Origin of the sequence: Hoskinsella mucinilytica (genome assembly GCF_045223415.1) — a bacterium.
GTDB classification, from domain to species: Bacteria; Bacillota_I; Bacilli_A; order Erysipelotrichales; family Erysipelotrichaceae; genus Hoskinsella; species Hoskinsella mucinilytica.
In genome coordinates this window covers 17279-33198 of record NZ_JBEQZJ010000003.1, presented here as the reverse complement: position 1 = coordinate 33198, position 15920 = coordinate 17279, and the positions used below count along the sequence as shown (strand labels likewise).

The following is a 15920-nucleotide window of genomic DNA, read 5'->3' as shown; positions in this document are numbered from 1 at the left end:
TCATCACATCATAACTCCTCTCCATTGCTGGCAATGACGTTTTGATACCAAGCAAAAGAATCCTTTTTGATACGTCGTTTACTTCCGTTCCCATAATCATCTTGATCTACATAGATAAAACCATAGCGCTTGCGCATTTCACTGGAGGAACAAGATATGATATCAATTGGTCCCCAAGGATAATATCCGATCACCTCTACCCCATCTTTGATGGCTTCTTTCACTGCAGATATATGCTGTCTTAGGTAATCGATACGATAATCATCGTGGATACCACCATCCTCGCTGATTTCATCCTGACAACCATAGCCGTTTTCTGCGATGATGATAGGCTTTTGATAGCGATCATAATAATAATTCAATACCGTTCTTAACCCTTCAGGATCAATTGCCCAACCCCAATCATTGCTTTTCAAATAAGGGTTTGCGATTGCGCCATCCTCATTAACACCTATTTGCGCATAGCTTTCAGCACTACAAATGCAAGAATAATAATAAGATAAAGAGAAGAAATCGGCGGTATGTTCTTTTAATACCATTTCATCCTCTTCACGTATATCCAGATGGATATCATGATCCTTAAAGAAACGAAGTGCATAACCCGGATATTCCCCACGCAGTAATAAATCACTGAAAAAGTATTCCATTTGATTACGTTTACGATTTGCGGATACATCCTTTGGCTTACAACTTGCGGGTTCACTTAACCCATCATATACCATCATACCGATTTGAAAATCAGGATTGATTTCATGACCTAATTTGGTTACCAACGCACTTGCAGTACATTCATGATGAATCCCTTGGTATTTTGCTTCCCATAAATTTTCTACTTGATCTGCCGGTATGCCCAAATGGTTGAAAGATTCGTGATGAATCAAATTGATTTGATTGACTACGATCCAATAAGTAACCTTATCTTTATATCTTCGCATCACTGTTTCACAATATTTCACAAAGAAATCAATCGTTTTTCTGTTATACCAGCCAAGATATTTGCATGCCAGATGAAGCGGCATCTCATAGTGTGATAATGTAACCAAAGGTTCCATTCCGTTTTTTCGTATTTCATCAATTAAATCATCATAAAACTGTAATCCCGCTTCATTAGGTGACTCATCATCACCATTTGGATAGATCCTTGCCCAGTTGATAGAAATACGAAAACTATTCATACCGGTTTGTGCCAACAACTTAAGATCTTCTTTATAGGTATGGTAAAAATCAATTCCATAGCGTTTAGGATAATACCCTTCTTGATCTTGTAATGCAAAGTTGATATCTGCCATGGTCGTTTCTTTATTTGATTTTTTCTTTGGATCTCCTTCATCTTGTACTTTTAAGATATCCGCTACACATAATCCCTTTCCACCTTCTAAATAAGCTCCTTCACATTGATTTGCGGCCGTCGCACCACCCCACATAAAATCCTTTGGGAATCCATCCAATACTTTTCTCATATAAACTTTCCTCCTTGTATGTTTTGATTTAGGAAAAGGACAAAACGTATCAAACGATTTGCCCTTTTTTTGTTATGCTTGTGTTCCTTTTTCTGTATAACTAGTGTCACCGATGACGGATAATGTATATGCTCCATCCTTATATTCTACGATCGTAACAGAGCAATTTGAAATATCCTCACCTTTGTACTGCCCAGGTACAATTAATTCCAAAATGGTAGGAATTTCACTTCCACTGGAGATGATCAAAGCATTACCGCCACCTTTTTCTTCTGTTTCTTTGATAATTTGATCGATTGCTTCCTGTGAGCGTTTGGTAATTTCCGCATAGGTTTCGGCAGTATGTGTAGGATCATTTTCTGCGATAGCATTGGCGATATCCTCATCACTCATCATCGTTGTCAACTCAGCATATTGACTCCATTCATCATCAAATTTCAATCCATGTGCTTCGAAGATAGGATCCCACATTTCATGATTTAGTTTTCCTTCATATCCTCCATATCCCCATTCACGAAGACCTACAAGTTCGATCAAATCAGGAATTTCATGATCATTTTTCGCTAAGATACGTTTTGCTGTAGCTCTAGCTCTTCCAAGATCAGAAGTATAAGCCGTGGTAAATGTGATATCTTTCATACCTACCCCTGTAGCATCAGCTTGCTTTTCACCTTTTTCAATGAGAGGTGTATCAGACCATCCTTGTACCTGATCGGTATTATTGAACATTGTTTTTCCATGTCGTACAAAATATAAAGTAATGCCCTCAGATTCTGGTTTCTTCTCTTCTTTACTGGAGCATGCGAATAAACATAAGGCAACAGCAGATGCCAATAGCACTTTTCTTATTTTTTTCATATTTTCCCTTTTCCTTTAAATTTCTTCACCATTTGTTTGAATTACATTTTGATACCAGTAAAAGGAATCTTTTTTCAAACGTTTCCCAGTTCCTTTTCCTCGATCATCTAAATCTACATAAATATATCCATAGCGTTTGCTCATTTCACCTTGAGAACAACTGATGATATCGATAGGACCCCAAGAAGCATAACCAAACACTTCTACGCCATCTTTTATAGCTTCTTTCATTGCCTCGATATGGCTTTTCAAATATGCAATACGATAATCATCATGGATGGCACCATCTACCACTTCATCCAAAGCGCCAAGTCCGTTTTCCGCAATGAACATTGGCATATGATAACGATCCCAGTATTGGTTGAAAGAGTTTCTGAATCCTAAGGCATCTACCGCCCAACCCCAGATTGACTTTTCAAGATATGGATTATCCGTATCACTTGGATCATCAGCATTTACAATTTTTGTAGAGTAGTAGGAGAAAGATAAGAAATCTGCGGTATACGTTTTTAATAAAGCCAATTCTTCTTCTGTCACATTTAAATGAATATCATGTTCATGGAAATAGCGAATGGCATAGCCCGGATATTCTCCTCTACATAACACATCAGAGTAAAAGTATTGACACATTTGATTCAGCTGCGTAGTCGCAAACACATCCTCTGGTTTGCACGTTGCAGGATATCGTGTATCATCTCCTAACATCATACCGATCTTCATAGATGGATTGATTTCATGTGCGATTTTCGTTGCTTTTGCGCATGCCACAAATTGATGATGGGTTGCTTGATACACATCCTGTTGATCATAACCTTCTAATAAGCCTAAGGATGAAAATTCACCCCAACCACCCAATGAATTGATCTGATTGATCAATATCCAGTAGGTTACTTTGTCTTTATAACGCTCAAACAACGTTTTACAAAGTTTCACAAAATGATCGATACTATCAGGATTCAAAAAGCCTTGTTTCATTACCAATCCGATTGGCATTTCATAATGAGATATCGTCATGATCGGTTCGATGCCATCTTTTAACATTTCATCAATCAAATCATCATAAAATTTCAAACCGGCTTCATTTGGCGTTTCCTCATCACCATTTGGATAAATTCTCGCCCAGTTAAAGGAAGTTCTTAAACAACGAAATCCCATTTCTTTCATCAAAGCCAGATCTTCTTTATAAGTATGATAGAAGTCTATTGCACTTCTTCTAGGATAATAGCCTTCTTGATCCGCTAATGCTTTTTCGATATCTTCCTTACTATGTTGAAAGCCTACAACGGTTTTTCTACTATAAACTTCAGGTAAAATTTCAATATCTGCAATGGATGGACCTTTTCCATCCACATCCCATGCGCCTTCTGCCTGATTTGCCGCAATGGCACCACCCCAAAGGAAATCCTTAGGGAAACCCTGTTTCATATCTAGCATGATGTCACCTTATCTTCCAACATACGATACATTTTGATCATATGTGTTGCCATATTCAATTCTGAATAAATTGTCATCAACGTATCTTGTGCATGGGTAAAAAGAAGCGTTGTTTCCAGTTCATCGTCTTCGATGGTACTTTGAATCATATCTGTCTGAATTTTGTGTGCTTTCGTGATTTCTTCTTTTGCGCATTTCATTTTTTCATCCACACAAGATCGATCAACGTTTTGTTCTGTATCACGCAATGCCTCATTTACCATATTTCTACTGTTTCCTGCAAATAAGATCATTTGCATTGCTGCGTTATTTAATTCTTCTGGTGTAGCCTTTTTCATATGTTATCCCCCTTATTCTTCTATAGGTTCTTTTCTTGTTGCTTTTTTAGCTGCTAATCTTGCTTTCTTTTCTTCCTCTGCCATTTCCTCTTCACATACTTGTTTATCATATACCTTGAAGAATGGGTAATATACGACCCAGGAAACTGCGAAATTTACCAATACCAATAACAGACCTGCGATAGACTTCGTTACCATGTATCCAACGATCGGACTTGGAAGATACCAGAAGTTAAATGGCTCTGATGGAATCGGAACGATACCTGAACTTAATGCAAGATATGTAATGATAGGTGTTACTAATCCGACGATCCACATAGGTACCATTAAAATAGGGTTAAATGCGATCGGTGCTCCAAATACCAATGGTTCATTGATATTACAGATAGATGGAACGATGGTAGATTTTCCAATGACCTTTAACTTCTTGGATTTTGCGATAAATAACAACATAAATGCCAATGCCAAGGTTGTTCCTCCACCACCCAATGCAAATAGATTGACTGCTTCACCGGTATGGATATAAATAGGCGCTTTTCCTGCCGCAACCAATGCCATATTATCTCCGATACCCTGTAAACAGATTGCGGAAGTAATCGGATAAATGACCCATGTTGAAATACCAAAGGTATACAAGAAGGTATAACCGATAAAATTCAAGATAACAAATCCCCAGAAGGATTGTCCGATTGAAATAAACGGTTTAAAGATTTCATAAATGACATTAAAGATACTGATTTCTAATACAAAGGTAAAGATCCATCCGATGATCAAAATGAGGGTGATCGGAATCAAGGTATCAAACCAAACCGTGATAAAATCAGGTAATGCACTGTCCTCACCAAAGAAAGAATGCTTAGCAAATTGATTCATAACTGCACCTACAAATAAACCTGCAATTAAAGAAGCAATCATACCACCTGTACCAAGATTTGAAAATACGATATTGATATTACCGACATCATCAAAGGTAGGATAGACGATCATTAAGAAGAATGCCAAACCGGCCATACCTGCTTGTTTTGCTGTCTTTCTGTGTTTCTTCTTTTCCATGATGGTAGCCGGAATCAAGTATGCTAAGAACAATGCCAATAACCCAAATGAAAAATTACTGATCATTGAAATATCCGGTATCTGTGGAATAAAATCTCTTAAAATGTTAAATACGGTTGCAAAGGAACCAATCAAAATGACCGGCATAGCCGCCAAAATAGATTCCTGAACTGCCGCAATCCAAGGATTACGAGCAATTTTGTTCATCTTTGGAGCGAATACATTCGTCATCCAATCCATAAATTTTTTCATAGTTTTCTCCTTTAATTCAAATTATAAATCTAATTCTTTTACAATTGCATCAAGTACTGCTTCTCCATCCAAAGCTCCATAAGCTGATTCTTCGATAATTCTAACTGGTACATCATAAGGATCAGCGATTTCTTCTAGGTCACCTAACATATATTTCAAGTGAGGTCCTACCATCAATAAATCGATCTCTTCGATATACTCTTCTACTTCTGAATCACTTCTGGCTTTTACGCTGATCTCAAGACCACGTGCTTTTGCGGCATTTCGAATGTTTTTTGCCATGAAACCGCTGCTGGCTCCAGTTCCACATACCAATAAAATGTTTTTCATATCTTTTTTTCTCCTTTACGATATTTTTAGTGAAATAATTTAGGATTGATGATAAAATATTCATGAGATATATCTTTAACATGTATGGGCAAATACGGTGGGATGTATCTCTTTTTTATCATCTTATGAACTGTCCTCCTTTCGTTTCCTGATTACACTCTCAGTTTAACTCGGAAATAAAAGGCTAACAAATATAAAAAGTTCCACCTGATGGGAACAATTTCCATTGGAGCACAAAAATCTATTTTGCTATAATATGCTCAGATATGATAGGGGAAATGTGTCGTTATACAATGCAGGAAAGAGAGGAAGTATCCAATGAAGGCAACAAAAACCAGCAGATTGCTTGATTACATGGTATCAGAAGGGGATCGCTGGATACCATCTAAAATACTTTCTGATTATCTATCTGTTTCTACCAGACAAATTAGAAAGTATATTAACAACATTAATGAAAGTGTTGGACAAACCATGATTCAATCCAGTAATAGAGGGTATCGGATCGACATGGAACTATATCAGACCTATCGTGTCCAAACACAGGATACAGATGAAAACACACCGGTTACCAGACAGAATTACATCATCCAAAAGCTCGTCAGTGAAAAAGACGGTTACAGCATTTTTGACATCGCAGAGGAACTCTATGTTAGTGAAGCTACCATTGAAAATGATTTAAAGATGGTTCGTAATACGTTAAAGGAATATCATCTGAGCTTAAAACGTGATAAAGATAAAATACAGATGATTGGTGGTGAAAAAAGAAAACGTTCTTTAATGAGCCATCTCATCTCTTCTGATTCCTATGATAATTTCGTTTTAAAGGATGAAGTAAGACTGTTGACCTTTCATTATCATTTTTGGGATTTTCGTACCACCATACGTGAAATATTCGCAAGAAATGATATCTTTGCCAATGATTATACCTTAAATAACACAGCTCTTCATTTGATCATCATGATCGATCGTATACGGAACCATTGCGTATTGGAAGAAGATGCGAATATAGAAAAAGTAAAAAACACGTTACAATATCGTGTTGCTGAACAAATCAAAGAATTTATTGAGGAGACCTATCAAGTAAAGATCACAGACAGTGAATTATATAATTTGATCCTTGTCATCAGCAATCATACAACAATGATTGATTATTCCTTTATCACTGCAGACAATATCAATGAATATATTGAACAGAAATACATCGACATTGCGCATAAGGTCATACATAATGTTGAGATATGTTATTACCTGGATCCTTTTGATGAAGAGTTTATTACGAAATTTACCATTCATGTGAAAAACATGTTCAATCGTGTAAAAAATGATTATTACGCCAAAAATCCATTAACGGCGAAAATCAAGACCACGTATCCTTTGATCTATGATATCGCTGTATTTATCGCACAGGAGTTTAAGCGTGATTACGATGTTACATTGACAGAAGATGAAATCACCTTTATCGCATTTCACATCGGTTCTTATTTTGAGAATAATGTTCAAAGCAAAACTAAAGTGACTTGTGCCTTTATTTATGCGGACTATTATTCCATCCATAAAAACGTCATGGATAAGATCATTCGCCAGTTTGATGATAAGATCAATATGAAATATGCGATTTCTATCAACAATTATCATCCTTCCATGCTTCATGCCGATTTGATCATCTCAACGATCGATATGCCATTTCCTAACACCTATGTAACAATCCATCCTTTCCTTACGGAGAAGGATCATAAGAATATTCGAAATGCCATTGATTCGATTGCTCAGCAAAAGCGAGGAAAAGCATTAAAAGCATATTTGATGAATTTCTTTGATGAACGTTTATTTTATAAAAACCCTTCCTTTCAGGATAAGGAAGATGCCATTCACGTATTGACAAAAGATGTCGTTGCTTTGAATCTTGCACAAGATTCCTTGTATGAGGATGTCATGGCAAGAGAAAAGATGTCATCCACAGCTTTTGATGATGTCGCAGTTCCTCATTCACTCTCGAAAAGCGCCAATGCAAGTTTTATTTCCATTGCGATTAGTGAAAAACCAATGAAATGGGGAAATCATGAGGTGCATATCATTGCCTTGATTGGTGTCAATGAGGATTCAAGAAAAACCTTTTCCGAAGTTTTTGATGAATTGATCGATATTTTAAGCGAACCTGTACATGTAAAAGAGCTAATACAGGCAAAAGACTTTAAAGAATTCATTACCCGTATCATGCAACTAATGAGCAAAAGTAAACATGAGTAAAGGCTGCTTGACAAGCAGCCTCTTTCCTTAATCCAGTTGTTCTCCGTTGCTTGCAATGACATTTTGATACCATGCAAAGGAATCCTTACAAATTCGTTTGCCACTTCCCTTTCCCATGTCATCTAAATCGACATAGATAAATCCATAACGTTTACTGATTTCAGAGGTGGAACAACTGATGATATCAATGGGAGACCACATACAGTATGCAAATAACTCAACACCATCCATACAAGCTAATTTCATCTGTTCAATATGCTGTCTTAAATAAGAAATACGCTCAACATCATGAATGGATCCATCAGCTTCTACCACATCTTCCATACCTAATCCGTTTTCTGCAATCATGATGGGTACTTGATAACGATCATAATATTGATTCAATGTGTTTCTAAGTCCAATTGGATCAATTTCCCAACCCCATTCAGACTCTCTCAAATAAGGATTTTTATCTACATCAAATGGATGATCGCTATGCTGTGCGGTATTCACTTTTGAGTAATAATAACTCAAAGAGAAAAAGTCACATGGATAGCTTTGTAGGATTTCTTCATCCCCATAAGCAAAGGAAAGATCGATCTGATGTTCTTCAAAATAAGCATAACTGTATCTTGGATACTTTCCTCTTAACATGACATCACAGAAGAAATATTGCATCTGATTTTTCTTAACCGTTGCCATCATATCCTTTGGATCACATGTTTTAGAATACGCAATGGTATCCGCAACCATCATACCGATCTTCATGTTAGGATTTAGGCTTCGAGCAAGTTTCACACATAATGCATTGGCAATAAATTGATGATGCAATGCCTGCCAACAATCCTGTGTTGTTGCTTCATCCTCCAACATCGCAAAAGGAATGAAGCTTCCTAAATAAGTTAAATTAATTTGATTGAATGGTATCCAATAGGTTACCTTATCTTGATAACGAGTCATAACACATTGTGCATATTTCATAAACATATCAATGACTTTGCGGTTTTTCCATCCACCGTATTCTAAGGTAATGGCAAGTGGTGTCTCATAATGAGATAAGGTAATGATAGGTTCCATACCATGCGCTATGATCTGATCGATCAAACGATCATAAAACGCCAATCCTTCCTCATTAGGAGATGCTTCATCCCCTCTTGGAAAAATACGAGACCATGCGATGCTTGTACGAAAACATTTCATTCCCATATCTTGCATCAGCTGTAAATCTTCATCATAGGTATGATAAAAATCAATGCCATGACGTTTAGGATAATAGTTCTCTTGATCCTGTAGGGCCTTTTCGATATCTTCTCTTGTGTGTTGAAATCCTAATATCTTTTTACGATCTAGACTTGGCTGATATGGTTCGATATCCGCAATGGACCATCCCTTTCCTCCAACATCATAAGCACCCTCACATTGATTGGCCGCTACTGCACCACCCCATAAAAAATGTTCTGGAAATCCTTTGATTACATCCATAATAAACCTCCTTTGTTTTACATCATCAGTTTATCCTGAATATATCAAAATTCCCAATGAAAAAATTACCTGACCTCGAGGAAATAATTTAAGGAGAGCCATATGAAAAAAGAAGAAAAGCTTGAGCTACTATTAAACTATTTATTAAAACACAACGAACATTGGATATCCGGTAAACAATTAAATGAATATATACAGATATCCTCACGTCAATTAAGAAATTACATTTATGAATGGAATCTTCGATATCCAGGATTGATCTTGTCCAGTGAGCATGGTTATTTTGTAGAACCTACAGCTTATAAAGCTTATTTACATCAAAAAGAAGAACCTTTTAGTGTAGAAAAAAGACAAGATCATATCTTAGAACTACTATGTGATACGAAAAGCGGAATCGATATCTTTGATCTTGAAAGCACATTTCATATCAGTATCCCATCCTTAGAAGCCGATATCACTTATTTGAAATTATACGTAAGTACGTTTGCTTTATCGATTCAACGAAAACAACATATGCTTTCTCTCATCGGTGAAGAAAGTGATACAAGGAAGTTACTTTGTCAGCTTTATGAAAAAAGGTTATATGCTCATTTCTTCCTTGAACATGACAATTATCAACTAACTTGTAAAAACGTAGCCAAATGTCTAGAGGAACATCACATCATCATAGATGAATCAACCATATCTTATCTCAGTATTTATCTATCCATCGCCATACAACGAATCCAAAAGGGATTTTATTTATCAACGACCGTAAACACAACGACATACGAAGCAATTGCCCATCATATTTTTACAAGTGTATATCATCTACAACCTCAATCAACAGAAGTAGCTTATTTTTCAAATATGATTGACCATGCGACAACATCGCTTTCTTTTGATGATTCCTCATTTCAAGATGCATGGGTTCAATTTCAGACAGAGTTACAATTTGATGGTCCTACCTTATATGACTCCCTTTTCCTATGGTATCAAAAAACAAAAAGGGATCAAACCTTTTTCTCTCATTTTCAAGCAACTGTGTATCCTCTCAGCTTTACCTATCCACTTGCTGATTTTCTTGCCAAACGCTTTCTTTCCTATCTCGATGTGAATTCAACACAAAAAGCAATCTATGAATTAACAAAACTATTTGCCAGTAAGATAGCATCGATCCTACCTAAAGAACCCCTAGATGTAGTATTGGTCTATCAATCTCTTTATGGGGAAGAACAACAGCTTATAGACCTTCTAATCAAAAGCTTTACACCTGATGTAAGAATGATCAAAAGGATTCCTTGGTATGCTTATGATCATTCATTAGATACATCTGATCTGATCATTTGCAATACAAATCTCATGTTTTATCGTACCTATGTCCATATGCATCCTGTCTGTAATGAGAAAGATATCTATAAGCTTCGTTATGTCATTGCTCACCAATTACATAAAAAAAGAAGAAGCCATATGGTGCGTTGGCTCACTTCTTATACTACCATGAATACAACGAATATACTTCCATCAACCGAACACTATGTGCTTATGTTTGACCAAGGATTCCCCCTTTTTTATGCCACTCAAGCTACCCATACCTCCCTTCGTATCTATCAAAAACATCAACATTTGGTATTTTTACTTGATATTCAAAAGGATCAAATACAAACGTGGATGCAAATCTATGATGATCTAATTGCTATCATCAGTGATAAGACCTATCAAAAGCAACTTCTTTTCGCAAGCGATACAACTAGTTTCTTGCAATTGATGACACAAGCATTACATCATTATCATCAAAAATTAGAAAAAGCCATCATATGATCGATGGCTCTTTTTGTAAGATGATCGTATCTTGAATGATCCTTAAAGCTTCTTCTTTAGGCACTGGTTTTGCATAATAGAAGCCTTGTAGATAATCACATCCACATTGAGAAACAAATGCAATTTGCTCCGTAGTTTCAATACCTTCTACCAAAACATGTTGCCCGATTCTTAAAAAAGCTTCGCACATTTTTGCAACGACAGTGGCGGCTTTTGGATTTTGCATAGACATCCAGACCAAACTCTTATCAATTTTGATGGTATGAAATGGAATGGTCAAAACATAGGAAATATTGGAATATCCCGTACCAAAATCATCCAATAGAAATTGAACCCCACGATCGATCATATTTCTCATAAATCCTACAACTGCCCCATAATTGGTCGCAAGCATACTTTCTGTAATTTCAATTTTTATTTTATCTATCTCAATATCATTGTGTTCAATGATCTCCATGACCTTTTGTTCCAGATCTTCTTGCATAAACATAACAATGGAGAAATTCACCGATATACCCACAAACTCTATGTCACGCTTCTTGATCTCTTGAACAAATTTACATGCTTGATCCAGAACCTGATAAGTCATAGGTACGATCAAACCATGCTCTTCCGCAATCGGAATAAACTCCTCTGGTGATATGAAGCCTAATTTTTCATCATACAATCGAAGGAGTGCTTCAGCTTTCCGATATCGCTGTTTTTTCAAATCATAAATAGGTTGATAATATACTTGAAAGCTATTATGATCTAGCGCAGATTTCAAAATAGATAAAATCTCATATTTCCTTTGTACCCCTATCAGCATCTGTTTACTACAAAAGCAAATATGTTGCTCCTTACTTGTCTTTGCTTTTGCTACAGCGTACTCCAATCCTTTGATCATTTCTTCACTGGTATCCGCAACTTGAGGATAGGATACTCCACCGATCACATAGTTCAACATTAGTTCCATATCATGTACCATCCATGGATTGGAAAGTCTAAAAGAAATACGCTCTAATACCTCATTTTTCTGATTTTCATCATCTATGAGTATGGCAAATTCATCCCCACCATAGCGATATAAAGAATTTTTCGGCATTACTTGTTTTAGATAATTACAAATTTGAAGTAGAATTTCATCTCCAGTATTTTGCCCGAATTTATCATTGATAAACTTAAAATCCTTTAAGGACAATACGAATACCGTAAATGCTTTGGTATCCTTTAGTTTTATTTCCATCATTTTATTGAATTCTTGTCGATTCAATAAATCGGTCAAGGTATCTGTAAACATCTGTTTATTCTGCAAATAGAGATAAATGATCAAAAGAGCACAGGTTGCGGCAGTTCCGGTTAAAATATAATGTGGATAAAAATATTGGAAGATGATCACAATAGATGACAACAAGGGAAAAAACGCTAAAATATATCGTACCGTCTTATCTAAGCTTTGGCGATGGATCCATACAACAACACCACACAATGCAACATAAATAAAGAAAATGATGTAGGTTGATACGAGCCAAGGCCCTTGTATATAGTCTTGATTCTGAGTAAATACAAACAATCCATGCGTGAATGGATTCAAACATACACAAGCCACATAAAGATATGCTGGAATACTGCACATGAGGATCGTTCGTTTTACTTTTCCTTTATCATGTTCATAAATGTTCGCCAATGTATAAATAAAAAACATCATTCCCATCAAGGGTGTCGTTAAATAATAAAGCATTAATAAGATCATATTGACAACATAGGGCACTAAGTTCGTATGTTTCAGACCAAATGTTGATAGGATATTGATCACCATCGATATAAATGTAAAACTCAGGCAAAATTGAAATGCCTGATTTTTCATTGTAGGCAACAAACTACCTTTTGTTGCATATATCAAGATGATTCCCAATATGATAGCTGATACGATTTCCGCAGATATATCCCAAGTCATACCTTCACCATTTTCTTTCCGTCTTTCCCTTTTTCATTTTTATTATATCACATATTCATCATAGAAAAAGAAAAGATTCTGAGATTATTCAGAATCTTTCTCTAGATGATAATAGGCAATCATTTTTTCTGCACAACGTAATCCATCGATTGCCGCAGATACGATTCCACCTGCATATCCTGCTCCTTCTCCACAAGGATACAGTCCTTTTAGCGATAAGGACATATGTTCTTGTTGATCACGTTCTAATCTAATAGGAGAACTGCTTCTTGTTTCAACACCGGTCAATACTGCATCATCCATGGCAAAACCTTTTAATTTACGATCAAATCCCAATAGTCCCTCTTCCATTGCTTGGGTGATTTCATTTGGTAAGATCGTATGGAGATCACAAAGTGTCACACCCAATGCATAACTTGGTTTTACACTCTTCAATGCTTTACTTGGTTGATGACTTAAAAAGTCTTTTACCAACTGTGCCGGTGCATGATAAGTGTTACCAGCTACTTGATACGCTTTTCGCTCAATGGTTTCTTGATAAGCGATACCTTTCATCGGATCATCATCAAAATCACTTGTATGCACTTGAACAAGCACTGCACTATTTGCATTTTCTTTATCTCGTGCATGCTCACTCATTCCATTGACCACAATAGCACCTTCACATGAAGTACTAGGTACGACAGTGCCTCCAGGACACATACAGAAGGTATAGACCCCACGACCATTCGTTGCCTGATGAGTCAATCGATATTCCGCAGCTCCAAGTCTTGGATGTTGAGCAAACGCTTTGTATTGCGCATGATCAATTAAGCTTTGTGGGTGTTCAATACGAGCTCCTATCGCAAAAGCCTTTGCTTTCATGGCGATGCCGTTTTTCTTCAACATACGATAAGTATCTCTTGCACTATGACCAATAGCCAAAATGACATGTTCACTCTCAAAGATTCCATTATTTGTTTGAACACCTGTGATCTGTCCTTGTTCCATGATCAGATCATTTACACAGGTATGAAAATGAAACTCTCCACCTAATGCTAAAATTTCCTCACGAAAAGCTTTGACGATCCCTCTTAACAAATCCGTTCCGATATGTGGATAAGCTTGATACAAAATTTGCTTAGGAGCTCCAAAACGAACAAATTCCTCTAATACTTTATGTACTCTAGGATCTTTTACTCTAGTGGTTAATTTACCATCTGAAAAAGTACCGGCTCCCCCTTCACCAAATTGTACATTGCTCTCGCAATTTAAAATACCATGTTCCCAAAAAGCTTCTACATCCTTGACTCGTTGTTCAACTCTTGCACCACGCTCAATTACGATAGGACGATATCCTAATTGCGCAAGCAATAACGCAGAAAACATTCCGGCAGGTCCAAAGCCAACCACGATTGGTCTTTTTTTCATCCCTATCACACCTGGTATTGGCATGGTATAATGCTCATTTGGTGTTTTACTAACATCCTTGAGCTTTTTCTTTAAAATGCGTTCCTCCCCTTTCACCTTACAATCTACACAATAATTAAAATAAATCTGATTGCTTTTTCTGGCATCTACACTTTCCTTACATATATGGTAGGATAATAGATCCTCTTCCTTGATATGTAACTTTTGTATGATATGATTGGGAATTCTTTCTAATGGTTCTTCAATGGTAAGTCTTAGCTGCGAAATACGTAGCATGGCATAACCTCCTTAATATAACTGTTTCAGTATTGGATATTGCTTTGATAAATGATAAATCAGATAAGATAACAGGAAGGAACAACCTAGTGTCAACACATAAAACATAAAGGAATTCATTTCCGGTGTAAACCAAATAAACAATTGTGCAAATAGGATATGTGATACATAAATCAATAAAGACAGGATCCGAAAGGTATGATACATCGGTTTATGTTTCATTTTCACCTTCAGTAAACGGATGAATAGTAAATAAATACAAGGTACCAACATTAGATACATACTACTTAGATCTTGTATACGATCATTCATTTTTAACAGTACACATTCTATTACCAATAGGATAAAGCTAATGGCTGAATACAAGGAAATTTGGTTATTTTCTAGCTTTGCATGATAATTTGTCGCACAACATCCCAAAGTCACAAAGACCATACCAAAAAACAATCCATTTCTTGTTGTCACAAACACATTCAAGTATACCTTAAATACGGTGGATATCACCGGAATCTGTGATAGCACATCAGGATAAAGATTACCAGCCATTCCTATTAGATAACACACAAAGCTAATACCAAGCGTTTTTTTCATGCCGAACTTCAAAACAAGGAAATAGATTGCACTCACCGCAAACATCAATGCCGGCAAAAACCAGAGATGATAATAGCTTCCTGTAAAGAAGATATCACGAATATAGCGTAATACACTAACAAAGGTGAATCCACCGCTTTTCATTAAAATCAGCTGATAAGGCAAGTAAATGATGGACCATATCACATAAATCTTAAACAATCGATATAAGTAATGTTTCAAAACTCCTAAATTTTCGCTATCCTTCCAAGTTTTATGCAAATTGATCTTGCGAAAGAAAAAATAAGCACTTGTGATAAAAAAGAAAGGAACCGCAAGTCTTGCTAATATGGATACCAATACAAAATTGGCATTTTCTGAGATATCCGCAAATGGAAATGTGTGAATACTGACCACCAGTAACGCAGATATTAGCTTTGCGATATCAATAGCATCATAAGTCTTTTGTTTCATAAACTACCTCCCAAACCAAAA

Annotated in this window: 12 protein-coding genes; 2 read left to right on the top strand and 10 right to left on the bottom strand. The window is 36.3% G+C overall.

From position 1 onward, the window contains the following. Positions 1-8: 8 nt before the first annotated feature. The 6 genes from UGRO018_RS01445 to UGRO018_RS01420 all read right to left on the bottom strand — a co-directional run bounded on the left by UGRO018_RS01445 (position 9) and on the right by UGRO018_RS01420 (position 5725). A complete protein-coding gene (locus UGRO018_RS01445; protein ID WP_416324668.1) occupies positions 9-1460 on the bottom strand; it encodes a glycoside hydrolase family 1 protein in 1452 nt (483 codons plus the stop codon). A 72-nt stretch (positions 1461-1532) separates the two neighbouring features. Continuing rightward, positions 1533-2318 carry a histidine phosphatase family protein gene (locus UGRO018_RS01440; RefSeq protein WP_416324667.1) on the bottom strand — a complete coding sequence of 262 codons (786 nt, stop codon included), beginning with the start codon at positions 2316-2318 and terminating at the stop codon, positions 1533-1535. 15 nt (positions 2319-2333) lie between these two features. Further along, positions 2334-3752, bottom strand: coding sequence for a glycoside hydrolase family 1 protein (locus UGRO018_RS01435; RefSeq protein ID WP_416324666.1), 1419 nt, complete (start codon positions 3750-3752; stop codon positions 2334-2336). Next, positions 3746-4090: a PTS lactose/cellobiose transporter subunit IIA gene (locus UGRO018_RS01430; RefSeq protein ID WP_416324665.1), complete on the bottom strand. Its 345-nt coding sequence runs from the start codon at positions 4088-4090 to the stop codon at positions 3746-3748. The genes UGRO018_RS01435 and UGRO018_RS01430 overlap by 7 nt, the downstream gene beginning before the upstream one ends. Positions 4091-4102: 12 nt before the next feature. Further along, the gene (locus UGRO018_RS01425) at positions 4103-5395 is read right to left on the bottom strand and encodes a PTS sugar transporter subunit IIC (RefSeq protein ID WP_416324664.1); all 1293 of its coding nucleotides are present in this window, start codon (positions 5393-5395) and stop codon (positions 4103-4105) included. Positions 5396-5416: 21 nt separating this feature from the next. Then, positions 5417-5725, bottom strand: coding sequence for a PTS sugar transporter subunit IIB (locus UGRO018_RS01420; protein WP_416324663.1), 309 nt, complete (start codon positions 5723-5725; stop codon positions 5417-5419). Positions 5726-6043: 318 nt separating this feature from the next. On the opposite strand from UGRO018_RS01420, the gene UGRO018_RS01415 reads away from it, so the two are divergent. Beyond that, positions 6044-7972: a BglG family transcription antiterminator gene (locus tag UGRO018_RS01415; protein WP_416324662.1), complete on the top strand. Its 1929-nt coding sequence runs from the start codon at positions 6044-6046 to the stop codon at positions 7970-7972. 27 nt (positions 7973-7999) lie between these two features. Here UGRO018_RS01415 and UGRO018_RS01410 read toward each other — a convergent pair whose 3' ends face one another. Then, positions 8000-9436: a glycoside hydrolase family 1 protein gene (locus UGRO018_RS01410; RefSeq protein WP_416324755.1), complete on the bottom strand. Its 1437-nt coding sequence runs from the start codon at positions 9434-9436 to the stop codon at positions 8000-8002. A gap of 99 nt (positions 9437-9535) precedes the next feature. Between UGRO018_RS01410 and UGRO018_RS01405 the strand changes: the two genes are divergently transcribed. After that, the gene (locus UGRO018_RS01405; RefSeq protein ID WP_416324661.1) at positions 9536-11233 is read left to right on the top strand and encodes a helix-turn-helix domain-containing protein; all 1698 of its coding nucleotides are present in this window, start codon (positions 9536-9538) and stop codon (positions 11231-11233) included. Here the strand turns inward: UGRO018_RS01405 and UGRO018_RS01400 are convergent. The 3 genes from UGRO018_RS01400 to UGRO018_RS01390 form a co-directional block, all read right to left on the bottom strand. Next, positions 11226-13169, bottom strand: coding sequence for an EAL domain-containing protein (locus tag UGRO018_RS01400; protein WP_416324660.1), 1944 nt, complete (start codon positions 13167-13169; stop codon positions 11226-11228). The genes UGRO018_RS01405 and UGRO018_RS01400 overlap by 8 nt on opposite strands. 84 nt (positions 13170-13253) lie before the next feature. Further along, a complete protein-coding gene (locus UGRO018_RS01395; RefSeq protein WP_416324659.1) occupies positions 13254-14855 on the bottom strand; it encodes an NAD(P)/FAD-dependent oxidoreductase in 1602 nt (533 codons plus the stop codon). A gap of 12 nt (positions 14856-14867) precedes the next feature. After that, complete coding sequence (locus UGRO018_RS01390; protein WP_416324658.1) at positions 14868-15899, bottom strand: acyltransferase family protein; 1032 nt, start codon at positions 15897-15899, stop codon at positions 14868-14870. Positions 15900-15920: the final 21 nt, after the last annotated feature.